Below are 25,745 nucleotides of genomic sequence, written 5' to 3'. Positions count from 1 at the left end.
ACGCGAATGATTTCGTGTATTTGAGTCATATCAGTTATTCTCTGCCTTCTTCACAACCTGAATGCTCAGCTCAGCCAGTGCAGTCGGGTTAGCAAAGCTCGGTGCTTCAGTCATCAGACACGCTGCCGCCGTGGTTTTCGGGAAGGCGATAACGTCACGGATATTGTCGGTGCCGGTCAGCAGCATCGTCAGACGGTCAAGACCGAATGCCAGACCTGCGTGCGGCGGAGTACCGTATTTCAGGGCGTCGAGCAGGAAGCCGAATTTCTCGCGCTGTTCCTCTTCGTTGATACCCAGAATACCAAACACCGTCTGCTGCATATCACCATTATGGATACGCACAGAACCACCGCCCACTTCGTAACCATTGATGACCATATCGTAAGCGTTCGCCACCGCATTTTCTGGTGCAGCTTTCAGTTCTGCAGCAGTCATGTCTTTTGGTGAGGTGAACGGATGGTGCATTGCCGTCAGGCCGCCTTCACCGTCGTCTTCAAACATCGGGAAATCGATAACCCACAGCGGTGCCCATTTGCTTTCGTCGGTCAGACCAAGGTCTTTACCCACTTTCAGGCGCAGTGCGCCCATCGCGTCGGCAACAATTTTCTTGTTGTCGGCACCGAAGAAAATCATATCGCCATCTTGCGCGGCAGTACGATCCAGGATGGCTTCGATGATTTCTGCATTAAGGAACTTCGCTACCGGGCTGTTGATACCTTCCAGACCTTTCGCGCGTTCGTTAACTTTGATGTAAGCCAGACCTTTCGCGCCGTAGATTTTAACGAAGTTACCGTATTCGTCGATCTGCTTACGGGTCAGCGATGCGCCGCCCGGAACGCGCAGAGCCGCTACGCGACCCTTCGGATCGTTCGCCGGACCTGCAAATACTGCAAATTCAACGGATTTCAGCAGATCGGCAACGTCGGTCAGTTCCATCGGGTTACGCAGATCCGGTTTATCAGAACCATAACGGCGTTCTGCTTCTGCAAAGGTCATTACCGGGAAATCACCCAGATCCACGCCCTTCACTTCCAGCCACAGATGACGCACCAGCGCTTCCATCACTTCACGCACTTGCGGGGCGGTCATGAAAGAAGTTTCCACATCGATCTGAGTAAATTCAGGCTGACGATCAGCGCGCAGGTCTTCGTCACGGAAGCATTTAACGATCTGATAGTAACGGTCAAAACCGGACATCATCAGCAGCTGTTTGAACAACTGTGGGGATTGCGGCAGTGCGTAGAATTTACCTTTGTGCACACGAGAAGGCACCAGGTAGTCTCGCGCGCCTTCCGGCGTGGCTTTGGTCAGCATCGGAGTTTCGATGTCGAGGAAGCCGTGGTCATCCATAAAACGGCGCACCAGGCTGGTGATTTTAGCGCGGGTTTTCAGGCGCTGAGCCATTTCCGGGCGACGCAGGTCGAGGTAGCGGTATTTCAGACGCGCTTCTTCGGTGTTGACGTGGTTAGAGTCAAGCGGCAGAACATCTGCGCGGTTGATGATAGTCAGCGAGGACGCCAGCACTTCAATTTCGCCGGTCGCCATATCGCGGTTAATATTTTTTTCGTCACGCGCACGTACGGTGCCCGTGACCTGAATGCAGAACTCATTACGCAGTTCAGAGGCCAGCTTTAACGCGTCCGCACGATCCGGATCGAAAAATACCTGCACGATACCTTCGCGGTCGCGCATATCGATGAAGATCAGGCTACCAAGATCACGACGACGGTTGACCCAACCACACAGAGTCACCTGCTGCCCCACGTGGGACAAACGGAGCTGTCCACAATATTCTGTACGCATGAGATATCCCTTAACTTAGCTGCCGGCGGATGCCCCCTGCTGCGCAGGTGACCAAGTCGCAGCGTTAGCTGTATGTCACAACTGAATGAAAAAAGGCGGCTATTATACTGGAAATTCTGCCGCACCGTAAGAGCCTGGCCCGCGCTGGAACACCTCGTTACCACTTTATATCGGGCCTGAAATCAGACTCTACGCCAGTTTGCTATAAAGGTGTTGCCCGAACTCATAAAAATTAACAAAATTTGTCGTTCCGCCATCGGCTAATCGCATTAAGGTGTGAGGCACGATTTTGTTTTGTCAGGAGTCAGCATGCTTGAACTTAATGCTAAAACCACTGCGCTGGTGGTGATCGATTTACAAGAAGGCATCTTACCTTTTGCCGGTGGTCCACATACTGCCGATGAGGTGGTTAATCGCGCCGGGAAGCTGGCGGCAAAATTTCGCGCCAGCGGTCAGCCCGTGTTTCTGGTGCGCGTTGGCTGGTCTGCCGATTACGCCGAAGCATTAAAACAGCCGGTTGATGCCCCTTCCCCCGCTAAAGTGTTACCCGAAAACTGGTGGCAACATCCTGCTGCATTAGGTGCAACCGACAGCGATATCGAAATCATCAAACGTCAATGGGGTGCGTTTTACGGTACGGATCTGGAGTTGCAATTACGCCGCCGGGATATCGATACCATTGTTTTATGTGGGATCTCGACCAATATCGGTGTTGAATCCACCGCCCGCAATGCCTGGGAACTCGGTTTTAATCTGGTGATTGCCGAAGACGCCTGCAGCGCCGCCAGCGCCGAGCAGCACAATAACAGCATCAACCATATCTACCCACGCATCGCCCGTGTGCGCAGTGTGGAAGAGATCCTCAACGCATTATGATTTACATCGGTCTGCCGCAATGGTCGCATCCTAAATGGGTGCGGTTGGGGATCACCAGCCTTGAAGAGTATGCCCGCCACTTTAACTGTGTGGAGGGCAACACCACGCTATACGCCCTGCCCAAACCCGAGGTTGTCCTGCGCTGGCGTGAGCAGACCACAGATGACTTCCGCTTCTGTTTTAAGTTTCCGGCGACCATTTCGCATCAGGCAGCATTACGGCATTGCGATGATTTAGTGACTGAATTTTTGACCCGCATGTCACCGTTAGCGCCGCGCATTGGGCAATACTGGCTGCAACTGCCTGCCACATTTGGTCCACGGGATCTGCCTGCGCTTTGGCATTTTCTCGATTCTCTTCCCGGCGAATTTAATTATGGTGTGGAAGTCCGCCATCCACAGTTTTTCGCCAAAGGGGAAGAGGAACAAACGCTTAATCGCGGTTTACATCAGCGCGGCGTTAATCGGGTGATTTTAGACAGCCGCCCGGTTCATGCAGCACGTCCACACAGTGAAGCTATTCGCGACGCTCAACGAAAAAAACCTAAAGTTCCGGTACATGCTGTACTGACGGCGACAAATCCGCTGATCCGTTTTATCGGTAGTGATGATATGACGCAAAACCGGGAATTATTTCAGGTCTGGTTACAAAAATTAGCGCAGTGGCATCAGACCACTACGCCTTATCTTTTTTTACATACGCCAGATATTGCCCAGGCCCCGGAACTGGTACATATCCTGTGGGAAGACTTACGTAAAACGCTTCCAGAGATCGGAGCAGTTCCGGCTATTCCACAGCAATCTTCTCTTTTCTGAATTTGCCACCTATCATAGACAGGTGCCATCGGCCATTTTAAAGGGAGTTTGTATGGTAAGCGCGCTGTATGCCGTTTTAAGTGCGTTGTTATTAATGAAGTTCTCTTTTGATGTCGTTCGCCTGCGAATGCAGTACCGCGTTGCCTATGGCGACGGCGGTTTTAGCGAACTGCAAAGCGCTATTCGCATTCATGGTAACGCGGTGGAATATATTCCCATCGCGATTGTGTTGATGCTGTTTATGGAAATGAATGGCGCAGAAACCTGGATGGTGCATATTTGCGGCATCGTTTTGCTTGCTGGTCGTCTGATGCATTATTACGGTTTTCATCACCGTCTGTTCCGCTGGCGACGTTCCGGCATGAGCGCCACCTGGTGTGCGCTGTTGCTGATGGTGCTGGCGAATCTTTGGTATATGCCCTGGGAGTTGGTTTTCTCCCTGCGTTAGCGCACAATACGCCACTTTCTTTTTCCCGGATTTTTACGTTATGTCTCACCGCGACACGCTATTTTCTGCCCCTATCGCCAGACTGGGCGACTGGACCTTTGATGAACGGGTAGCTGAAGTCTTCCCGGATATGATCCAGCGTTCCGTTCCCGGCTATTCCAATATTATTTCCATGATTGGTATGTTAGCCGAGCGCTTCGTTCAACCTGGTACGCAGGTTTACGATCTGGGTTGTTCTCTGGGCGCGGCGACGCTCTCGGTGCGTCGCAACATTCATCATGATAATTGCAAAATTATTGCCATCGACAACTCTCCGGCGATGATTGAACGCTGCCGTCGTCATATTGACGCCTATAAAGCCCCTACGCCAGTAGACGTTATTGAAGGTGATATTCGCGATATCGCCATTGAAAACGCATCGATGGTGGTGCTGAATTTTACCCTGCAATTCCTGGAACCTTCCGAGCGTCAGGCGTTACTGGATAAAATTTATCAAGGGCTGAACCCGGGCGGTGCGCTGGTGCTTTCGGAAAAATTCAGTTTCGAAGATGCCAAAGTTGGTGAATTGCTGTTCAACATGCACCACGACTTTAAACGTGCTAACGGTTACAGCGAACTGGAGATCAGCCAGAAGCGCAGCATGCTGGAAAACGTGATGCTAACCGATTCTGTGGAAACCCATAAAGCACGCCTGCATCAAGCTGGTTTTGAGCATAGCGAGCTGTGGTTCCAGTGCTTTAACTTTGGTTCCCTGGTGGCATTAAAAGCAGAGGACGCTGCATGATCGACTTTGGTAACTTTTATTCTCTGATTGCCAAAAATCATCTTTCACACTGGCTGGAAACGCTGCCCGCGCAGATTGCTAACTGGCAGCGCGAGCAACAGCACGGGCTGTTTAAGCAGTGGTCCAACGCGGTGGAATTTCTGCCTGAAATTAAACCGTATCGTCTGGATTTATTGCATAGCGTAACCGCCGAAAGCGAAGAGCCACTGAGCGCCGGGCAAATTAAACGCATTGAAACGCTGATGCGCAACCTGATGCCGTGGCGCAAAGGGCCGTTCTCACTGTATGGCGTCAACATCGATACCGAATGGCGTTCCGACTGGAAATGGGATCGCGTTCTGCCCCATCTTTCTGATTTAACCGGGCGCACCATTCTTGATGTCGGCTGTGGCAGCGGTTATCACATGTGGCGCATGATTGGCGCAGGGGCGCATCTGGCGGTGGGTATCGACCCTACGCAACTGTTTCTGTGCCAGTTTGAAGCAGTGCGTAAATTGTTAGGTAACGATCAACGTGCGCATCTGCTGCCGTTAGGCATTGAACAACTTCCGGCACTGAAAGCCTTTGATACCGTCTTTTCGATGGGCGTGCTTTATCATCGTCGTTCACCGCTGGAGCATCTCTGGCAGTTGAAAGATCAACTGGTCAATGAAGGTGAACTGGTGCTTGAAACGCTGGTTATTGATGGCGATGAGAACACGGTGCTGGTGCCGGGCGATCGTTACGCGCAAATGCGTAATGTCTATTTCATCCCTTCCGCGCTGGCGCTGAAAAACTGGCTGAAGAAGTGTGGTTTTGTTGATATTCGCATTGCGGATGTGAGCGTTACCACCACAGAAGAACAGCGACGCACCGAATGGATGGTTACTGAATCGCTGGCCGATTTCCTCGACCCACATGATCCGGGTAAAACGGTGGAAGGTTATCCTGCGCCTAAACGCGCGGTGCTGATTGCGCGCAAGCCGTAAAGATTAGCGCCCGTTTCCGGGCGCTTTTCACGTCTTATGCCTGAACAGCTGGCTGATCAAACGCCGTTAACTTCGGCGCATTGCTCGTATATTTTTCGATATACACCAGCGCAGAGTTACCGGCACAGGCATTTGCCAGCTGAGAGCTGGGGATATCCGCCGTTAACACGTTCGCACTGCCGTTTTTACACAAGCCATTTTCCAGATCTGGCCATGCACCTTCATGCACGCATACCACGCCTTTTTTGATCCCGTCAGTCACCACCGCGCCTGTCAGAATCTGACCACGTTTGTTCCACACACGCACCAAATCGCCATTCGCAATACCAAAGCGAGCAGCATCTTCGGTGTGAATAGTGATCGGTTCACGATCGGCAACCGCATATTTTTTACGCAGTTCCGCATAGTTAAGCTGACTGTGTAAACGGTGTGCCGGATGTGCGGTCAGAAGCTGCAACTGCTTATCGTCGGCGGAACCTTTCCACTCATCAGGCGCAAGCCAGGTTGGGTGTGCCGGGCAATCCTTATAGCCAAATTTTTCCAGCGTTTTGGAGTAAATCTCAATTTTGCCGCTTGGCGTACCCAGCGCATTTTTCACCGGATCGGCGCGGAAATCACCATAACGAACGTACTGTTCGTTCTTCTCGCTGCGGCGCATTTCGATCAGTTTATTTTGCTGCCAGAAGGCATTAAACATCGGCATAGTCACGCGTTGCGCACGGGCACCTTTCTGAGCGGCATCATAGAAAAATTTCAGCCACGCCATTTCATCTCTACCTTCGGTATAGATCTCTTTTCCGCCAGGTTTGAGTAATTCAGCAAGATCGGCAAACACGTCAAAATCGTTACGCGCTTCAAATTGCGCAGCGACAGCCTGCTTCATCGGTACAATATGCTGGTTGCTGTAATCACCGGTCATCGTCAAGTCATTGCGCTCAAACGATGTGGTGATCGGTAATACGATATCTGCATGTTTAGCAGCTGCGGTCCAGTAGCATTCAGAAACGACGATCATCTCCGGTTTCTGCCAGGCTTTGATCAGACGATTAGTATCCTGGTGATGGGTAAAGTTACCGCCACCCGCCCACCAGATCATTTTGATATTCGGATACGTTTGTTCTTTACCGTTATGCTGATATTTGCCGCCAGGATTTTCCAGCGCATCGACGATACGGGCAACAGGAATCGCCGTCATTCCGCCATCATCAGCGGCCTCACTGGCCTGTCCGGCAATCGCCGCAGACATTTCCGGCAGCACGCCGCCAACACGCGTCGGGTTGCCACCGTTTGAGTAATGATAAGAGAAACCAAACCCGCCGCCCGGTGTACCAATCTGCCCTAACATCGCCGCCAGCGTCACCAGCATCCAGTGTTTCTGTTCACCATATTGCTGGCGCTGAATTCCCCAGCCAGCCATCAGCATTGTGCGATTCGCCGCCATCAGTTCAGCGAGTTTGATTATCTGCGCTTCCGGTACGCCAGAAATTTCCGCCGCCCAGGCCGCGCTCTTCGGCGTATTATCGCTCTTGCCTGCCAGATACTCTTCAAACTGCGGGTAGCCGGTGGTGTATTTTTCCAGGAAGGCCTTATCGTGCTTACCTTGTACCATCAAGGTGTGCGCAATCCCTAACATCAACGCCACGTCGGTGCCCATATTCGGCGCGATCCAGGTGGCATTATCGCCAAAGAATTCGATAGTTTCGGAGCGGATAGGATCAATGGCAATCACGGGTTTGCCAGATTTTTTCAGCTGATGGAAGTATTCCAGCCCTTGCTCATCGGTACTGCTCCAGGCAATTTTTAAGGTATTCAGCGGGTTCATCCCCCACAGCACCACAACCTGGCTGTTTTCCAGAATCAGCGGCCAGGAGGTCTGCTGTTCATACACCTCCACGGAACCCACCACATGCGGCATGATCACCTGTGCCGCACCGGTTGAATAATCGCCGCTATGCCCGGAATAACCGCCCGCAAGGTTCATATAACGTTGCAGTAAGGTTTGCGCTTTATGCAACACGCCAGAAGAGCGCCAGCCGTACGATCCAGCAAAAATGGCCGATGGTCCGTTAGCTTTACGAATACGATCATGTTGCTCATGAATCAGTTTTAATGCTTGCTCCCAGCTCACCTGTACATAGATATCTTCGCCACGACCTTTCGCTGGTTGCAGTGGATTATCGAGATAGCTTTTTCTCACCATCGGATGCTGAATACGCGCCGTGGTGTGTACCTGATCCGCCGCCGTAGACTGTAAGGAGTTCGGTATGGTTTTCGCCAGCGCGCCTGTCGAAGAAACAATCTTGCCGTCCTCCACTTCTACGTTCATCGCTCCCCAACGGCCCGCGGTGAGGATTTTGCCACCCTTCTCTTCTGCCCATGCGGGTAGCGGTGCAGCCGATGTCATCACCAGCGCCCCAGCGGCAATACCGCTGTGTTTAATAAATTCACGTCTTGTTAATGTCATAACTTCCTCCCTGATCAACGAGGATCACTGTTTCTCGGTAATATCTTTGGCGTTGTACTGGAAGTACCGCGTCAAAATGTCCAGTTCGTTTTCGCTCATGCTGGTTCGCGCCCCCATTCCTTTGGCAATGGACGGCCATGCATTGACGGTGTAATGGTCGGAGGCAATAGGGGCGTGGCAACCAGCGCAATAGGTATCGTCAAGTTTTTCAGCGTATTGCCATAGCGGTTTACGGTCCGCTAATGCGGGATCGGTAAGCGCACCCTGTAAAGACGCCTGACGCCATTGATTGCCGTATTCGTCAGCCTGCCATTCCCCGTTTACCGTCAGCGCCTTGATACCTTCTTCACTTAATGTGGCTAGCGCCAGCCGTTGACCTGCCGCCAGGTAGAGCGTGTTTTCACTGCCCTGCATTTGATAACCCTGCAACAGAACGATCGGCTGTTTGCCACTGGCATCAACGACGGTGAGATCGGTACCAGGATTCACGGTAGCCAGTTCGCCTATACGAGAAGGTTTGAAAGGATAAATATGTGCGCCATTGGTAACTGAGGTAGCGGCCTGACTTTCCAGCTCATGCGCCGCGTTGTCATCCATTTTTATTTCTGGTGGAAAATGGGCAATGCCTTTATGACAATCGATACAGGTTTCGCCGTCCTTTTGCGCTTTGTTATGCATTTTCTGCGCAGATTCACTTTGCGAGGCAATATCCATGGCATCAAAAGAATGGCAACTACGACACGTTGCAGAGTCAGTGGCTTTTAATTCTTTCCATACTGTTTCGGCCATTTCCTGACGATGCGCTTCGAACTTATCGTCACTGTCTATTTTGCCGCTAACAAATTCATGATAAATATCTTTAGATGCTTTTAATTTAGCGAATAAATAATCCATCCCTGACTTTGGAATATGGCAATCGGCACATTCCGCACGTATCCCTTTCTGGTTCGAAAAGTGGACAGTTCCCTGATATTCCTCAAAAGGTTTACTCATCGAGTGGCAGGAAAGGCAAAATGCTGTATCCGACGTTTTATGTAAGGCTTTTTGCGCCAGCAATAACCCGCCGCCACCAACCACAACCGCTATCAGCAAAAACATTAACCCAATGCGTTTTTTCCCTCGCATAGATTCCTCTAATTAATTCCAGAACACCGAAATCATTGTATAATTAAATATACAACGAATTGACCGCTTGCATAATTCGGCACAACACTGCCTGAAATAATCGATAAAGAATATGATTTATTACAATGTAATCATTAATTGCTAAAGAATAACCCGGTTGTTATTTAGAATATATATTTGTCAGTTTTAGTAATTTAAATTACATAATTAATATGAATATATAAAAATTTTTAGCACAACGCTATGCGCACTGTCACGCGCTCAACTGATCACCGAAATCGTTCGTTTTTTATACTTCTCGGGGATAAAAAAAGGCCCCTGTTGAAATTGCAGGGGCCTGGTACGAGCAAGCATCATATTGGGCGACATGATGCAACGGTAAAAATCATTTGGCCTGATGGCGTTCAATGATTCCTTTCATTTCAGCAACCGCCGCCCCGTCTACGACATAACGCGAATACTCGTCCGCGTGTGCATCTGATGACATGGACAATCCTTGATTACGATAACGCATTGGTGAGGCTTGCCACGCTCCCGCGGAGCTATGGACTTCCAGCACTCCGGCATTGAGGAAGTGGTGCAGATTTTCTGCACGGACTCCTGCTCCGGCCATAATGATTGGAGCATCACGATGGGCAATAAGTTCCATAATTTTTGATAAACCTTGCAGTGCGTCTGATTTTTGCCCTGATGTCAGTACCCGAGCAACGCCCAATTCCGCAAGATTATTGAGTGTATTTAAAGGGTTAGCGCACATATCGAAGGCGCGATGAAAAGTCACTGCCAGCGGACCGGCAGCAGCCATTATTTTTTCCATTCGTGGCATATCGACATTCCCGTCAACATCGAGAACGCCCGTCACCAGTCCAGGAAAACCTAATTCGCGGACTGTGCGCACATCCTCAAGAATGGCGGCAAATTCACCGTCGCTGTAGCAAAAATCACCACCGCGTGGGCGAATAATTGGATGCACAGGGATCGTCACCCGCTGGCGCACGGATTTCAGCCCCCCCAACGACGGCGTTAAGCCCCCCTCTTTTGGGGCTGCGCATAATTCAACTCTGTCTGCGCCGTTTTGCTGCGCCGTTAGCGCGCATTCCATGCTGTAACAGCAAATTTCCAGTAATGCCATTTTTGCTCCTTAATTACGCCGACTGCTCGCTGGCAACGATCTCTTCAATGGACCACGGATGAAATTTAATGGTCGTTTTGCCATCGGTGACCGCCATCGTCGGATTCGGTAATCGTTCATGCTCATCTTTTGGCGAACTGGTTTTAACTGAGATCCCCGGCAGGCTGAGTCCTTCATCAGAAAGCAATGCCAGCGCACGGGCATTCAGCGTTTCTGGATCACCCGGCAGAACGATTTCAATATGTTCCCAACCTTCGTGCGGGTAACGTTTTTCCCCGGGCCACGGTAGCTCCACAATGGAAAACTGCCAGTGCGCAACCTGTACCGGTTCATGCAATTTAAACAGACAAATCGGCCTGCCATTGATCATATTTTCTGACAAAAGCTCGCCGCACTGTTCAAACCCGCGACGCCAGCGCTCAGCAGTGGCGTTTTGATGGCAACGCAAAGAAATGTGATCGGCAGTCAGCGGAGTGATATCCAACCCCAGACGGCGGGAAAGTTCATCTAATGCGTGGGTAAATCGCGGTAAATCCGATGCAATATCCTGCAACTCGTTGATAGATTGCCAGTTCGCCATAATCACTCTTCGTCTTTCAGTAAAAGCGTTAATTTACCCTGTTGCCCTGCGCCAACCAACCGCTGATTTCACGCCGCTTCTGATGCAATAGTGAAAACGGCAATACGCCACGCGCACGTTGCTGACGAAAACAGCCATTTGCAGTATACTCCCGCCCTAATTTCTTTAACTGGTGCGGGCAAATTTTGCTCGCTTCATCAATGTAAGGTATTCCGGTGAATATTCAGGCTCTTCTCTCAGAAAAAGTCCGTCAGGCCATGATTGCGGCAGGCGCGCCTGCGGATTGCGAACCGCAGGTTCGTCAGTCAGCAAAAGTTCAGTTCGGCGACTATCAGGCTAACGGCATGATGGCAGTTGCTAAAAAACTGGGTATGGCACCGCGACAATTAGCAGAGCAGGTGCTGACTCATCTGGATCTTAACTGTATCGCCAGCAAAGTTGAGATCGCCGGTCCAGGCTTTATCAACATTTTTCTTGATCCTGCCTTCCTGGCTGATCATGTTCAGCAGGCGCTGGCGTCCGATCGTCTCGGTGTTGCTACGCCAGAAAAACAGACCATTGTGGTTGACTACTCCGCTCCGAACGTGGCGAAAGAGATGCACGTCGGTCACCTGCGCTCTACCATTATTGGTGACGCGGCAGTGCGTACTCTGGAGTTCCTCGGTCACAAAGTGATTCGCGCGAACCACGTCGGCGACTGGGGTACTCAGTTCGGTATGCTGATTGCGTGGTTGGAAAAGCAGCAGCAAGAAAACGCCGGTGAAATGGAGCTGGCTGACCTTGAAGGTTTCTACCGCGATGCGAAAAAGCATTACGACGAAGATGAAGAGTTTGCCGAGCGTGCACGTAACTACGTAGTCAAACTGCAAAGCGGTGACGAATATTTCCGCGAGATGTGGCGCAAACTGGTCGACATCACCATGACGCAGAACCAGATCACCTACGATCGTCTCAACGTGACGCTGACCCGTGATGACGTGATGGGTGAAAGCCTCTACAACCCAATGCTGCCGGGTATCGTGGCGGACCTGAAAGCCAAAGGTCTGGCAGTAGAAAGCGAAGGCGCAACCGTCGTATTCCTTGATGAGTTCAAAAACAAGGAAGGCGAACCGATGGGCGTGATCATTCAGAAGAAAGATGGTGGCTATCTCTACACCACCACTGATATCGCCTGTGCGAAATATCGTTATGAAACACTGCATGCCGATCGCGTGCTGTATTACATCGACTCCCGTCAGCATCAACACCTGATGCAGGCGTGGGCTATCGTCCGCAAAGCAGGCTATGTACCGGAATCCGTACCGCTGGAACACCACATGTTCGGCATGATGCTGGGTAAAGACGGCAAACCGTTCAAAACCCGCGCGGGTGGTACAGTGAAACTGGCAGACCTGCTGGATGAAGCCCTGGAGCGTGCACGCCGTCTGGTGGCAGAGAAAAACCCGGACATGCCAGCTGACGAGCTGGAAAAACTGGCTAACGCGGTTGGTATTGGTGCGGTGAAATATGCAGATCTCTCCAAAAACCGCACTACCGACTACATCTTCGACTGGGACAACATGCTGGCGTTTGAGGGTAATACCGCGCCATACATGCAGTATGCTTACACGCGTGTATTGTCCGTGTTCCGTAAAGCAGAAATTGACGAAGAGCAACTGGCTGCAGCTCCGGTTATCATCCGTGAAGATCGTGAAGCGCAACTGGCAGCTCGCCTGCTGCAGTTTGAAGAAACCCTCACTGTGGTTGCCCGTGAAGGCACGCCGCATGTGATGTGTGCTTATCTGTACGATCTGGCCGGTCTGTTCTCTGGCTTCTACGAGCACTGCCCGATCCTCAGCGCAGAAAACGAAGAAGTGCGTAACAGCCGTCTGAAACTGGCACAACTGACGGCGAAGACGCTGAAACTGGGTCTGGATACGCTGGGTATTGAGACAGTAGAGCGTATGTAATCGCGTTATACGGCAAAAGCCGATGTCATGGCAGACATCGGCTTTTTTATCATTAACGATAATTCACAATCACTTCATTCCGTTGTACCTTTAGCGGCGGAATTAACCGCCCACCGCCAGGCACTTCCCAGATAAATCGCAACGGTTCTATCGCCGGTATACCGGAAAAGGCCACGGTGTTTCCACTCTGCCCTTCTAATTCGACACAACGAGATTGTGAACACAAGCGAACCCGCAGTCCTGCAGGTGTCGGGCCGATAAGCTGATAACGCCACGCCACCAGCGTCATCAATCCTGAAGCAGGTTGTCGAGTAGAAAGAGGCGCTGATGACATCGACTCGCCACGGTGATTCAGCGTAACGCCCACACTACTCGCCTGCCACATCCCCTCCCCCGCGGCTTGCACCAGCAGCGGAAACAATAATATTGCTAATAAGGTTCTCATCATTTACCGCCAATTGTCGCCGTCATGCGGATATGTCGGTTATCAGATAGTTCCAGATTCGACAGCACCACTAACTGCGGCAGGCTGCGGCGCAGGAAACGAGACAATAATGGTCGCAGCGCGTGGTTCACCAACAATACAGGCGGCGCACCCAACATCTCCTGACGGGATAGCGCTTCCTGAGTTTGCGCCAGTAAACGATCCGCCAACCCTGGCTCCAGTCCTCCCCCGCCCTGCAGCGCCTGTAGTAACAAACGTTCTAGCGGTGTATCGAGGCCAATAACATGGACTTCATCTTTGCCAGGAAACCACTGCTGGGTAATCGCCCGTCCCAACGCCACGCGCACGACGGCGGTTAATTCATGTGGATCGCTTTGGATGGGCGCATGTTCCGCCAGCGTTTCGAGAATAGTGCGCATATCGCGAATCGGCACTTTTTCATCGAGCAGATTTTGCAGCACTTTATGCAGTGTGGTGAGCGTGACGACGCCAGGAACGAGATCTTCCGTCAGCTTTGGCATCTCCTGGGCGACGCGATCCAGCAACTGTTGCGCCTCCTGACGACCAAACAGCTCTGCGGCATGCTGGCTAATGAGGTGGTTAAGATGCGTTGCCACCACCGTGCTGGCCTCAACCACGGTGTACCCCTGAATCTGCGCCTGTTCTTTAAGCGCACTTTCAATCCAGATAGCATTCAGGCCAAATGCCGGATCGACGGTCGCCTCACCAGGTAACGTCCCGGCAGCGGTACCAGGGTTAATCGCCAACCAACGCCCCGGATAAGCATCACCACTGCCTATCTCCACGCCTTTCATCAAAATGCGATAGCGGGCAGGTTGCAGATCCATATTGTCACGAATGTGCACCACCGGCGGCAGAAACCCCATCTCCTGGGCAAATTTCTTGCGGATACTGCGTATACGGCCCAACAACTCACCATCCTGCTGGAAATCGACCATCGGGATCAGTCGATAACCCACTTCCATTCCCAGAGAATCTTCCAGTTGTACATCGTTCCACGTCGCTTCGACAACGGTATTATTCTCTGCCATTTTTACCGGTTTTGGTTCGGCAGGCGCTTTTTGTTCGCGTCCACGGATCCACCAGGCCAGCCCCAGCAATCCGGCAGTGAACAGCAAAAATACCAGGTTCGGCATTCCAGGCACCAGGCCGAGTAAACCGAGCACGGCGGCGCTTAACAACATAACGCTCGGGTTACTGAAAAGCTGATTCACCATCTGCTCGCCAACATCCTGATCGGTGCTGACACGCGTAACGATGACCCCCGCGGCGGTAGAAATCACCAACGCCGGAATTTGTGCCACCAGACCGTCGCCAATGGTCAATAGCGTATAACTTTCCGCCGCGTGTCCCATGCTCATGCCATGTTGCAGCACGCCGACCAGCAACCCGCCGACAACGTTAATGACCATGATGAGGATCCCGGCGATGGCATCGCCGCGGACAAACTTACTTGCCCCGTCCATTGAGCCGTAAAAATCGGCTTCCTGAGTCACTTCGGAGCGGCGTTTTTTCGCCTCATCTTCACCAATCAATCCGGCGTTAAGGTCGGCGTCAATCGCCATCTGCTTACCCGGCATACCATCGAGAACAAAGCGCGCACCCACTTCTGCGATACGCCCGGCACCTTTGGTGATAACCATAAAGTTGATGATCACGAGAATGACAAACACCACGATACCGATAGCGAAATTGCCACCAACGAGGAAGTGACCGAACGCTTCGACCACCTTTCCAGCCGCCGCCGCGCCGGTATGCCCTTCCATCAAAATGATACGGGTTGAAGCCACGTTAAGTGCCAGACGCAACAGCGTGGTAAACAACAGGATGGTCGGAAACGCAGCAAACTCAAGCGTGCGCTGGGTAAACATCGCCACCAGCAACACCATGATCGACAAGGCAATATTGAAGGTAAACAACAGGTCGAGTATGAATGCGGGCAGTGGCAGCACCATCATCGACAAGATCAACAGGATCAAAATCGGTCCGGCAAGGATCTGCCATTGTGTCGATTTCAGGTTTGCGGGCAGGCGCAGCATCGCGGCCAGATTACTCATGGGTCGGTTTCTCGTTAATAAAATCCAGGGCTTCCGGCACCGGAAGATGAGTAGGTTGTACAGGGCGCTGTCCACCAGCCAGACGCCAGCGTTTCAGTTGCCAGACCCAGGCCAGCACTTCCGCCACCGCGGCGTACAGTTGACCCGGGATTTGTTGACCGATCTCCGCATGTCGATACAGCGCACGCGCCAGCGGCGGCGCTTCAAGCGTCGGGACGTTATTTTCAGCGCCAATTTCACGAATGCGCAGCGCGACCAGCCCTGCACCTTTAGCGACCACTTTCGGTGCGCTCATTTTGTTTTCGTCATACTGCAACGCTACCGAATAGTGGGTCGGGTTATTGACAATGACATCCGCTTTCGGCACATCGGCCATCATCCGACGCCGTGCAGCCGCTCGCTGCATCTGACGTATCCGCCCTTTAACATGGGGGTCGCCTTCGCTTTGTTTGAACTCATCACGAATATCCTGCCGCGACATACGCAGCTTTTTCAGGTGGCTGAAGATTTGAAAAAAGACGTCAAATCCCACCATTGGAATGACACCAAGCACCACCAGCAGTGCGCATAGCCCTACCAGATCCATCGCATTACCCATGGCGGTAATCGGAGACTCTGCCATTAAGCGCATCATTTGCGGCCAGTGGTGCCAGAGATAAAACCCCGTCACACTGCCGACCAGGATGGTTTTCAAAATTGCTTTAAGCAACTCCGCGCCAGTCTGTGCCGAGAACATCCGTTTAATCCCCGGTAGCGGGTTGAGTTTGGAAAACTTCGGCTGCAAGGATTTGCCGCTAAATACCAGCCCTCCCAGCATGACCGGAGAAATGAGCGCCACCAGCACCACGCCGCTAATCAGTGGCAGCAGCACCAGCATGGCTTCTCTGATCAGCAGAATAATCTGCCCGAGGATCAGATTCGGGTCATTGATGATGCTGTGATCAAAATGCAATCCCGCGGAGAGCATGCCCGACAATCGACGGGCCAGCGACACACCGCCAAACCAGATAACACACACGCCCACTAACAAAATCAGCAGTGACGTTAATTCACGTGAACGCGGGATTTGCCCCTCTTCCCGCGCTTTTTCTAGTCGGTGAGGTGTGGGGGCTTCTGTTTTGTCGTCGCTCTCGTCAGACACGTCGCCAATCCTGGAAAGAGTATTAAGCGTAAATGATGCCAGTGCGCAAAGCGTTCAATGGTTTGAGTAAGGGGCAAAACAGGCGGGATTTAGGGCTTTTGCTGCCACACATCAAGCATAGTATGCGTTTGTCGGATGCGGCGTCATCGCGTTATCCGACCGCCTGATATGACGTAGTCACGCCACATCAGGCAATACAAATCAAAATCCAAGACTATCCAACAAATCGTCCACCTGATCCTGACTGGCTACCACACCGGCTTTGCTGGTATCGACCTGAGGTCCATTAAGCAAACTCTGGTTTTCACGTTTTGGACGCGACTCCTGTTCCGGGATGTTTTCCAACAGCACCATCAACAACTGGCGTTCGATCTCCTGAATGACATCCATCATCCGCTTAATGACCTGTCCGGTGAGATCCTGAAAATCCTGCGCCATCATGATTTCCAGCAGTTGCGCGTTAGTAAAGCTGGTATGCGCGGGGACATCTGCCAGAAATTGCCGCGTATCTGTTACCAGTTCTCGGGCGTCGGCAAGGTCAATCGGATCGGCAAACCAGTCATCCCAACGTTGGGTTAACGCTTTTGCTGATTTCTCCATTTGATCCTGATGCGGTTGTGACGCCTCAACACTGTTCAGCGCCCGCTCCGCAGCCTGGGCGGTCATCTGCACAACATAGTACAAACGATCGCGCGCATCGGGGATGGCTTCCGCCGCTTCGGCAATGGCCTGATCCAGCCCCAGCTCCCGCAAACTGTCGCGCAGCATACGCGTCAGGCTGGCGATGCGCGCAATGATATCGCCAGCTGAATGCTCGTCAGCAGGTTTGATTGATGGTTGCATCATAGTCGCATCCTCACATGCCCAGTTTCTCAAAGATTTTGTTGAGTTTTTCCTCCAGCGTCGCGGCGGTAAATGGCTTCACCACATAGCCACTGGCCCCCGCTTGCGCCGCAGCAATGATGTTCTCTTTCTTCGCTTCTGCAGTCACCATTAACACTGGCAATGCTGACATCGCGCCATCCGCACGAATTGTTTTCAGCAATTCCAGGCCATCCATGTTGGGCATGTTCCAGTCGGAGATAACAAATCCATAACCGCCTGCCTGCAACTTATTGAGAGCGTCGACACCATCTTCCGCTTCCTCAACATTATTGAATCCTAGCTCTTTCAGCAGGTTACGCACTATGCGTCGCATGGTGGAAAAGTCATCCACAACCAAAAATTTAAGTTCTTTATCCGCCATTTCACACTCCTGATTTAAATACGTATCGCCTGTCCGGCACTAATTTTTGCCAACATTTGTTGGCTTACCTGGCTAAGATCGACCACTTCGCAGACACCACCCATATTGATGGCCTCGCGCGGCATGCCGAACACCACGCAACTTGCTTCGTTTTGCGCAAGGGTCCATGCCCCCGCCTGACGCATCGCCAACATTCCCGCCGCACCGTCGTTGCCCATACCGGTCAGGATCACCCCAACCGCATTACGCCCCGCCTGTTTCGCGACAGAATGGAACAACACATCTACCGAAGGCCGATGACGGTTAACCGCCGGGCCATCGTGAATTTTGATTTGGTAATTTGCGCCACTACGCGCCAGCTCCATATGCCGATCGCCCGGCGCAATATAGGCATGCCCCGGCAAGACACGTTCTCCGTCTTCGGCTTCTTTAACCCCGATCTGGCAAAGCTTATTAAGTCTGTCGGCAAAAGAGCGGGTGAAACCGGGCGGCATATGCTGGGTAATTAACAGTGCCGGGCTGGAAAGCGGCAACGGTTGCAGTACGTGACGAATTGCCTCAGTTCCCCCCGTTGAAGCACCAATCGCAATCAGTTTTTCAGAACTCAACAGCGGCCCCGCTTTCAGCGTTGTCGGTGCCGACAATGGTTTATGTGCCGCAAGGCTCGCTTTTGCTGCCGTACGCACCTTTTCAGCAATCATTTCGCTATACGCCAGCATTCCTTCGCGAATACCCAGTTGCGGTTTGGTGACAAAATCTATCGCCCCCAGCTCCAATGCGCGCAGCGTGACTTCTGATCCTTTGCCGGTCAGGGAAGAAACCATCACAACGGGCATTGGACGCAAACGCATTAATTTTTCGAGAAAATCCAGTCCGTCCATCCGCGGCATTTCAACATCCAGCGTTAGCACATCCGGATTGAATTTCTTAATCAAATCACGCGCGACCAGCGGATCAGGGGCGGTCGCCACCATTTCCATGTCGCTATGGCTGTTGATGATTTCTGTCATGATCTGGCGCATCAGTGCCGAATCATCGACAGATAACACCCTGATTTTGCTCATCGTTAATCCTTACTTAGCGCATACACCGTCTGACCACGCAGCGTGAAGCGGCGCTCAAGGTGGCTAAAGTTTTCAGAGTGACCCGCAAACAGCAATCCGTCGGGTTTAAGGAGCGGAACAAAGCGGCGCAAAATCTCCTGCTGGGTAGTTTGATCGAAGTAGATCATGACGTTACGACAGAAGATCGCATCAAACGGCCCCGGCACGGTGTACTGTTTCGCCAGTAAATTCAGCGGGGCAAAATCAACATAATTCGCCAGTTCCTGACGCACGCGTACCAGCCCTTGATGCGGTCCCGTCCCTCGCATGAAGTACCGCTGCAGTTGCTGCGGCGTCAGATTTTTCAACTCTTCATGGCGATAAATACCGCTTCTGGCTTTTTCCAGCACTTCGGTGTCAATGTCGCTGGCAAACACTTTCCAGCGTCCGGGCGCGGTGCCCAATGTGTCAGCCAGTGTCATCGCAATGCTGTACGGCTCTTCGCCGGTCGAAGCCGCCGCGCTCCATACGCGATACTCGCCAGAACGACGCCGGGCGTGATCCGCGAGCAGAGGAAAATGATGCGCCTCACGGAAAAATGCCGTCAGATTCGTGGTCAGCGAATTGATAAACGCCTGCCACTCACCGCTGTGCTGGTTAGATTCCAGCAAGTTCAAGTAATGGCCGAAATCCGTCAGTCCCAGCGAACGCAAACGACGAACCAGTCGGTTGTAAACCATGTCGCGTTTATGGTCGGCCAGGACGATCCCGGCTCGTTGATAGATCAATTGACTTATCCGCCGAAAATGCGCGTCGGAAAGCGCCAGGCGCTCGGTCATCTGTAACAATAAAGACGTTTGCCCACAGGGCAGAGATGAAGTCATAGCGCCTTCTCAATCACTTCAGGATACCACTGGCGCAATTTGTAATTGCGCCGACTCATGTCGTGCTACTTCATGTTCTTCAAGGGTAAATACCGCCACACGCGACGAAAGATGGTCAGCCTGGTTCGCCAGTTGTTCCGTTGCCGTCGCCGCTTCTTCTACCAGGGAGGCGTTCTGCTGAGTCACCTGATCCATCTGGCTGACAGCCTGTGCAACCTGCTCAATCCCCCGCCGTTGTTCTTCCGAGGCCGAAGCAATTTCTCCCATAATGTCGTTCACGCGGGTCACCGAACTGACAATATCAGTCATGGTCGCGGCGGCGTTATTCACCAGTTTCGCCCCCTGCTGGACACGATTGACTGACTCTTCGATCAGCCCTTTGATCTCTTTTGCTGCCTGCGCGCTACGGCTGGCAAGATTGCGCACTTCACCTGCCACTACCGCAAAACCACGCCCCTGCTCTCCGGCGCGAGCCGCTTCCACTGCCGCATTCAGGGCCAGAATATTGGTCTGGAAAGCAATGCCGTCGATAACGCTGATAATGTCGCCAATTTTTTGCGAGCTGGTGGCGATCTCCTGCATGGTGTGAGTCATGGTACTGACCTGAACACCGCCCGCCTGCGCCGTTGTCGCGGCATTTTTTGCCAGTTCCGACGCCTGGCGCGCGTTATCGGCGTTTTGCCCTACCGTGGCGGTTAATTGCTCCATACTGGCGGCCGTTTGTGCCAGCGATGCCGCCTGCTGTTCGGTACGACTTGAGAGATCGTTATTGCCTGCGACAATCTCCGCGATACCAATGTGCATCTCCTGGCTTCCCTTACGCACATCACTTACCGTCCCACGCAAAGCCTGCTGCATGGTCTTCAGACTGGCAAAAATGGCGGTGATCTCATTGCGACCATATACCGCAATCGGACGCGCCAGATTACCCGCAGCAATGCTGTCAAAATGGCTACCGATAATGGCCAGTGGTTGAACAATCATCTTGCGCGTCCACCACAGCGCACTGCTGATGTAGATCGCCGCAACAATAATCATGCTGATAAACACCAGCGCCGAAATCTGATAGTTACGCTGGCTTTGCGCACTGGCAGCTTCCAGCACATGGTTGATCTCCTGCTGCCAGGCCTCAAAGTTAACGTCAAACGCATTCTGTGATTCCTGCACCGGCGCAGTGAGGAAATCCGAAAGTTGATTACTTTCAAGCCAGGTCGCCTGATGTTCGAGATCGTTGTGCCAGCGGGCAAAACTTTTCTCCGTCTCTTTTTGCAACGCCCTGACGTGCTCATTGCCCGCAGTCATCGCCATAAAACTTTTAAACAGCGTGGTGGATTGCGTCAGACTGGCGCGCGCCGTCGTCATCAACGTTTTAATGTCATCCGCCGGATAGCTAAGCGCCGTCAGAGTGCCCGCTTTGTTCAGCGCGGTACTGGCCTGTAACATTACCGCCCGAGTTTGCGCTAATGCCGCACGTTGCTGATTGCTCTGCTCGACCTGATTCAGTCGTTGCAAATCGTCGCGAAATGCCCAAAAAGACATGCCGTTACTGCCAATCTGCAAGATCCCGCAGAGAATCAAAATTAAAAACAGCGTGGTCGAAATTCGAATACGATTAAACATCAACGCTCCCCATCAGGCGGCAATGACCGCGTTAGTAAATACTCGTCAAAATGTTTCCCAGTTTGGATCTTGTTCAGCAATTCGCAGTCGTGGCTGTGCCGGTGGTTGCTCACTGGCAGGACGGGATGGTGTTTGCGGTTTATTGGTGAGTGGGCTGGCTGCCAGACGAAACGCGGAAACCGCTTGCGTTAAACGACTGGCCTGTTCTTCCAGCGCAGCTGCGGCGGCAGCTGATTCCTGCACCAGCGATGCGTTCTGTTGCGTGACGCGATCCATTTCCGAAACCGCCAATGCGACTTGATCGATGCCACGGCTCTGTTCATCCGATGCCGATGCAATCTCGCCCATAATGTCAGTCACGCGAGTGACAGCATTGACGATATTGTTCATTGTTTCCCCGGCGCTTTCGACCAGCACCGAACCGGTATCAACGCGCGAGACGGAGTCTTCAATGAGGGCTTTGATCTCTTTTGCCGCCTGGGCGCTGCGACTGGCAAGATTACGCACTTCGCCCGCCACCACGGCAAAACCACGGCCCTGTTCACCCGCACGCGCGGCTTCAACAGCGGCATTCAACGCGAGGATATTAGTCTGGAAGGCAATACCGTCGATAACGCTAATAATTTCGGCAATTTTCTTCGAACTATCGGCGATCTCATGCATCGTTTTCACTACGCCATCCACTACTTTGCCGCCATGCTGGGCGGTATCGGAGGCACTTTGCGCCAGTTGCGAGGCCTGGCGGGCGTTATCGGCGTTTTGCTTCACTGTCGCGGTGAGCTGCTCCATGCTGGCGGCAGTTTCTTCCAGCGCAGATGCCTGCTGTTCAGTACGGGAGGAAAGATCGGTGTTGCCCGCCGCAATTTCACGGGTACCGGCATAGATGGCATCTGAACCTTCGCGCACATGAGTGACGGTGTCAGTCAAAGAGCGTTGCATATGTGAAACGCTCTGCGCCAGGTCGCCCATTTCACTGCGCCCGTCAATGGTCAGGGTATTCGCCAGGTTACCACCGGCAATTTCGCGAATATGCGCAATAATTTTTGCCAGCGGTGTAAGCAACATACGGCGAATGCCGTACCACGCCACCAGCAGAATCAATATCACCACCAGCGCGATAACCGCCAGTTGCCACTGGGCAAATCGGTAATCATCTGCGTTGTCAGTGACGATATCGCGATACAGTTTTTCACTGCTGAGGGCGTACTGAGCAAACGCTTCGCCCATTGCATTTTGCATTCCCTGGGTTGGCTGAGCGAAATAAGCTCCAGTATTGCCATAATCAAGATAATCAATCAGTTCAGTTAACGCTGTGTGATAGTTTTTATATTTTTCATCAATATTTCGACTGGTAGCGACCATTTCAGGTAACGGTGCCATGCTTTTGAATTTTTTATAATGAGTCGCGGCCTGGGCCAATGTTTTCCTGGCGCTATCGAGCAATTCAACTTTGGCGTTACTTTGTTGATTGGAGGAATCCATCATCATCCGCACCGCTGAACGACTCAGGTTAATGCGCGTTTGCAGCATTAAATCCCAGGTTGACGTCAGCTCGCCCTGCTGTTCCCGTAATTGATTGGAAACCACAAAGCTCTTCTGGCTATGGTGAAGGGAAGAAAAAAACAGACTGCCGGAAATAAGCTGTAACAGTGCGAATACCCCCAGCACCATTACCAACAGCGTGACTACGCGGATACGGTTAATCATAAGGCACCTTCCTGAAAACAAGTTGATCTCGTTATCGGCAAGGAGGGGGGAAACTTTATTGCAGATGCCACCTACCGCTAAATTGAAATAAAAAACCCGATGCGCAGATCATCGGGTTCATTGCAATTGAGGAAATCAGGAGAATTACGCCACTTCTGACGCCGCGCTATCCAACAGCGCCATCTCTTCGCTGTTCAGCAGTTTTTCGATGTTCACCAGAATCAACATCCGGTCGCCCAGTGCGCCCAGTCCAGTGAGATATTCTGTTGAAAGCGTCACGGCAAATTCCGGTGCCGGACGAATTTGCTCCGCCGTCAATGAAAGCACGTCTGAAACGCCGTCAACCACGATGCCGACCACCCGCTGTCCGAGATTCAGGACGATAACTACCGTGTTGTCGTTATAGTCCACATCCACCTGGCTGAACTTAATTCGTAAGTCCACAATCGGCACAATAACACCGCGCAGATTCGTGACGCCTTTGATAAACGCTGGCGTGTTCGCAATCCGTGTTACCTGATCATAGCCACGGATCTCCTGCACTTTCAGAATATCAATACCGTACTCTTCATCACCAAGGGTAAATACCAGAAATTCCTGGCCTGACGGCTCGCTGGCCAGCTTTGTTACATTCGTCATACCGGTCATATTGTTACCTTTTTACTCATTCAGGCGGCGGTGTTCGCCATACGTTGTTCGCGGTTTATCGCCTGCAAGGCGGAGACATCAACAATCAGTGCCACGCTGCCGTCGCCAAGAATGGTCGCAGCAGAAATGCCGGGGACTTTGCGATAGTTACTTTCAAGGTTTTTAACCACAACCTGGTGTTGACCAATTAATTGATCCACCAGCAAGGCGTAGCGGCGACCGCCACTTTGTAAGATCACCACAATTCCCTGGGTAGCTTCGGTTTTCGCGCCCGCGACGTTGAACACTTTCCACAGTTCGACGATGGGCAGATATTCACCCCGCACTTCCAGCACCCGCTCGCCGCCGGCCAGTGGATGCAGATCGGCTTCACGGGGTTGCAGTGATTCCATGACAGCATTCAGCGGCAGAATGAAAACTTCATCCGCAACGCGTACGGACATGCCGTCGAGGATGGCCAGCGTCAGCGGCAGTAAAATGCGGATCGTAGTGCCAGTACCCTGCTTCGACTGGATTTCGACATGACCGCCCATCTCCTGGATATTACGTTTAACGACGTCCATGCCGACGCCGCGCCCGGAGACATCGGTGACCTGCTCCGCCGTGGAGAAGCCAGGGGCAAATATCAGCATCGCGACTTCGTCGTCGCTCATGTTTTCGCTGACGGTCAGACCTTGCGAGGCCGCTTTTGCCAGAATTCGCTCACGGTTTAGCCCCGCACCATCGTCGGTCACTTCAATGCAAATGTTGCCGCCCTGATGTTCGGCAGACAGAATTAAATTTCCGACGCTGTTTTTACCTGCGGCGAGCCGTTTTTCTGGCAGTTCAATACCGTGATCGAGGCTATTGCGTACCAGGTGGGTCAGCGGGTCGATAATGCGTTCAATCAGGCTCTTGTCGAGTTCAGTGGAACTGCCCACCAGCGTCAGTTCTACCTGCTTGCCGAGTTTTCCCGCAAGATCACGCACCAGCCGGGGATAACGGCTAAAGACATATTCCATCGGCATCATGCGAATCGACATCACTGATTCCTGCAAATCACGGGCGTTACGTTGTAACTGCCCCATGCTGGTAATCAAATCACCATGATTAACCGGGTCCAGTTCGCTGGAACGCTGGGCAAGCATGGACTGGGTGATGACCAGCTCGCCGACGAGGTTAATTAATTGATCAACCTTTTCTACCGCTACACGGATGCTGGTGGATTCACTACTGCGCGTCGTTTTTTCCCGCTCCACGCGACCGGTTGGCGCTTGTTCGGCTGCCAGTTTAAGCACTGGTGGGGTGGCTATTTTTGGCGAGACTTCTACTGTTTCAAAGGTAATCTGATCGGCTTCAATCACAAAACAGAGTACCGCTGTGATGTCATCTTCGGCGATGTCGCCCGTTAATATTGCCGAGAGAGAATCCGCCCCTTTCACCACGTCAGTTAACGTTGTCAGATGCCCCAGCTCTTCTTCCAGCAGGTCGACTTCCCCGGCCTTCAGGCGCGAAAGGATAATTCGCCGCGGCGACTGATTGCGGCTCTGCTCATCTTGCGGTTCACTTTTGGCAACCACACTTAATCGGGTCACTGCGGATGGCGTTTCGCCTTTCGCTTCTAATGCCAGTTGACGCAAGGCCTGGCAGATATAATCGAAGCTGGCAGCATCCGGCTCTTGCGACTGTTTATAAGCGTCGAGCTGTTCTTGCATGATGTCCTTCGTTTCCAAAAACAGATTGATAATGTCGGTGTTGAGTTGCATCTCACCTCGTCTGGCTTCGTCGAGCAGGTTTTCCATCAGATGTGTGGTTTCCTGCAAAACGCTGAAGCCAAAGGTTCCTGCCCCTCCTTTGATCGAGTGGGCAGCCCGAAAGATGGCATTCAATTGTTCGGCATCTGGCGCTTCCGGCTGCAAAACCAGCAGATGCTGCTCCATGTCAGCCAACAGTTCGTCCGCTTCATCAAAAAATGTCTGATAAAAATCGCTTATATCCATGCTCACGCTG

Annotated in this window: 22 protein-coding genes; 6 read left to right on the top strand and 16 right to left on the bottom strand. The window is 52.2% G+C overall.

Annotated elements, in window-relative coordinates; translation table 11 throughout:
- Positions 1-30: 30 nt before the first annotated feature.
- Positions 31-1,803 carry an aspartate--tRNA ligase gene (aspS, locus tag ACJHYR_RS13105; protein ID WP_001258662.1) on the bottom strand — a complete coding sequence of 591 codons (1,773 nt, stop codon included), beginning with the start codon at positions 1,801-1,803 and terminating at the stop codon, positions 31-33.
- Positions 1,804-2,112: 309 nt separating this feature from the next.
- On the opposite strand from aspS, the gene ACJHYR_RS13100 reads away from it, so the two are divergent.
- Genes ACJHYR_RS13100 through cmoB form a run of 5 tightly spaced genes read left to right on the top strand, consistent with a single transcriptional unit; the run spans position 2,113 to position 5,694 of the window.
- Positions 2,113-2,679, top strand: a complete 567-nt coding sequence (locus ACJHYR_RS13100; protein WP_000891616.1) for a hydrolase — start codon at positions 2,113-2,115, stop codon at positions 2,677-2,679.
- Positions 2,676-3,494, top strand: a complete 819-nt coding sequence (locus ACJHYR_RS13095; RefSeq protein WP_000639262.1) for a DUF72 domain-containing protein — start codon at positions 2,676-2,678, stop codon at positions 3,492-3,494. Before ACJHYR_RS13100 ends, ACJHYR_RS13095 begins: the two co-directional genes overlap by 4 nt.
- Positions 3,495-3,546: 52 nt before the next feature.
- Entirely contained in the window at positions 3,547-3,942 is a 396-nt protein-coding gene (locus ACJHYR_RS13090) for an MAPEG family protein (protein WP_000252980.1), read from the top strand.
- A gap of 40 nt (positions 3,943-3,982) precedes the next feature.
- Positions 3,983-4,726, top strand: a complete 744-nt coding sequence (cmoA, locus tag ACJHYR_RS13085; protein WP_000019591.1) for a carboxy-S-adenosyl-L-methionine synthase CmoA — start codon at positions 3,983-3,985, stop codon at positions 4,724-4,726.
- Entirely contained in the window at positions 4,723-5,694 is a 972-nt protein-coding gene (gene cmoB / locus ACJHYR_RS13080; protein ID WP_000564725.1) for a tRNA 5-methoxyuridine(34)/uridine 5-oxyacetic acid(34) synthase CmoB, read from the top strand. The genes cmoA and cmoB overlap by 4 nt, the downstream gene beginning before the upstream one ends.
- A 34-nt stretch (positions 5,695-5,728) precedes the next feature.
- On the opposite strand, the gene torZ is transcribed toward cmoB, so the two are convergent.
- The 4 genes from torZ to ACJHYR_RS13060 form a co-directional block, all read right to left on the bottom strand.
- The gene (torZ, locus tag ACJHYR_RS13075) at positions 5,729-8,158 is read right to left on the bottom strand and encodes a trimethylamine N-oxide reductase TorZ (RefSeq protein ID WP_072837360.1); all 2,430 of its coding nucleotides are present in this window, start codon (positions 8,156-8,158) and stop codon (positions 5,729-5,731) included.
- A gap of 24 nt (positions 8,159-8,182) precedes the next feature.
- Positions 8,183-9,283, bottom strand: coding sequence for a NapC/NirT family cytochrome c (locus ACJHYR_RS13070; RefSeq protein ID WP_001214344.1), 1,101 nt, complete (start codon positions 9,281-9,283; stop codon positions 8,183-8,185).
- A gap of 385 nt (positions 9,284-9,668) precedes the next feature.
- Positions 9,669-10,415: a copper homeostasis protein CutC gene (gene cutC / locus ACJHYR_RS13065; protein WP_059328147.1), complete on the bottom strand. Its 747-nt coding sequence runs from the start codon at positions 10,413-10,415 to the stop codon at positions 9,669-9,671.
- A 13-nt stretch (positions 10,416-10,428) separates the two neighbouring features.
- The gene (locus tag ACJHYR_RS13060; RefSeq protein ID WP_059328146.1) at positions 10,429-10,995 is read right to left on the bottom strand and encodes a VOC family protein; all 567 of its coding nucleotides are present in this window, start codon (positions 10,993-10,995) and stop codon (positions 10,429-10,431) included.
- A 215-nt stretch (positions 10,996-11,210) separates the two neighbouring features.
- Here ACJHYR_RS13060 and argS point away from each other — a divergent pair, with 215 nt between their 5' ends.
- Positions 11,211-12,944 (top strand): arginine--tRNA ligase, encoded by a 1,734-nt coding sequence (gene argS / locus ACJHYR_RS13055; RefSeq protein WP_072837359.1) that lies wholly within the window; start codon positions 11,211-11,213, stop codon positions 12,942-12,944.
- Between the two features lie 52 nt (positions 12,945-12,996).
- On the opposite strand, the gene flhe is transcribed toward argS, so the two are convergent.
- From flhe to cheA, 11 genes are all read right to left on the bottom strand, one after another.
- Positions 12,997-13,389, bottom strand: coding sequence for a flagellar protein FlhE (gene flhe / locus ACJHYR_RS13050; RefSeq protein ID WP_001259592.1), 393 nt, complete (start codon positions 13,387-13,389; stop codon positions 12,997-12,999).
- Positions 13,389-15,467 (bottom strand): flagellar biosynthesis protein FlhA, encoded by a 2,079-nt coding sequence (flhA, locus tag ACJHYR_RS13045; RefSeq protein WP_000066983.1) that lies wholly within the window; start codon positions 15,465-15,467, stop codon positions 13,389-13,391. The genes flhe and flhA overlap by 1 nt, the downstream gene beginning before the upstream one ends.
- Positions 15,460-16,608 (bottom strand): flagellar biosynthesis protein FlhB, encoded by a 1,149-nt coding sequence (gene flhB, locus ACJHYR_RS13040; RefSeq protein ID WP_072837358.1) that lies wholly within the window; start codon positions 16,606-16,608, stop codon positions 15,460-15,462. The genes flhA and flhB overlap by 8 nt, the downstream gene beginning before the upstream one ends.
- A 201-nt stretch (positions 16,609-16,809) precedes the next feature.
- Positions 16,810-17,454, bottom strand: a complete 645-nt coding sequence (gene cheZ / locus ACJHYR_RS13035; protein WP_059328145.1) for a protein phosphatase CheZ — start codon at positions 17,452-17,454, stop codon at positions 16,810-16,812.
- A 10-nt stretch (positions 17,455-17,464) separates the two neighbouring features.
- Entirely contained in the window at positions 17,465-17,854 is a 390-nt protein-coding gene (gene cheY / locus ACJHYR_RS13030; RefSeq protein ID WP_000763867.1) for a chemotaxis response regulator CheY, read from the bottom strand.
- A 14-nt stretch (positions 17,855-17,868) separates the two neighbouring features.
- Positions 17,869-18,918 (bottom strand): protein-glutamate methylesterase/protein glutamine deamidase, encoded by a 1,050-nt coding sequence (cheB, locus tag ACJHYR_RS13025; RefSeq protein WP_000036371.1) that lies wholly within the window; start codon positions 18,916-18,918, stop codon positions 17,869-17,871.
- 2 nt (positions 18,919-18,920) lie between these two features.
- On the bottom strand, positions 18,921-19,781 hold the full coding sequence (cheR, locus tag ACJHYR_RS13020) for a protein-glutamate O-methyltransferase CheR (RefSeq protein WP_000204341.1): 861 nt from the start codon (positions 19,779-19,781) through the stop codon (positions 18,921-18,923).
- Between the two features lie 18 nt (positions 19,782-19,799).
- On the bottom strand, positions 19,800-21,401 hold the full coding sequence (gene tap / locus ACJHYR_RS13015) for a methyl-accepting chemotaxis protein IV (protein WP_033867069.1): 1,602 nt from the start codon (positions 21,399-21,401) through the stop codon (positions 19,800-19,802).
- A 45-nt stretch (positions 21,402-21,446) separates the two neighbouring features.
- Positions 21,447-23,108, bottom strand: a complete 1,662-nt coding sequence (gene tar, locus ACJHYR_RS13010; protein ID WP_072837357.1) for a methyl-accepting chemotaxis protein II — start codon at positions 23,106-23,108, stop codon at positions 21,447-21,449.
- 144 nt (positions 23,109-23,252) lie between these two features.
- A complete protein-coding gene (cheW, locus tag ACJHYR_RS13005) occupies positions 23,253-23,756 on the bottom strand; it encodes a chemotaxis protein CheW (RefSeq protein WP_000147302.1) in 504 nt (167 codons plus the stop codon).
- Between the two features lie 20 nt (positions 23,757-23,776).
- Positions 23,777-25,741, bottom strand: a complete 1,965-nt coding sequence (gene cheA, locus ACJHYR_RS13000) for a chemotaxis protein CheA (RefSeq protein WP_001559269.1) — start codon at positions 25,739-25,741, stop codon at positions 23,777-23,779.
- Positions 25,742-25,745: the final 4 nt, after the last annotated feature.

It is taken from the genome of Escherichia sp. WS1450 (assembly GCF_046487395.1).
GTDB lineage: Bacteria > Pseudomonadota > Gammaproteobacteria > Enterobacterales > Enterobacteriaceae > Escherichia > Escherichia coli.
Note: the sequence above shows the minus strand (reverse complement) of the source record. Positions and strands in the feature narration are given on the sequence as shown.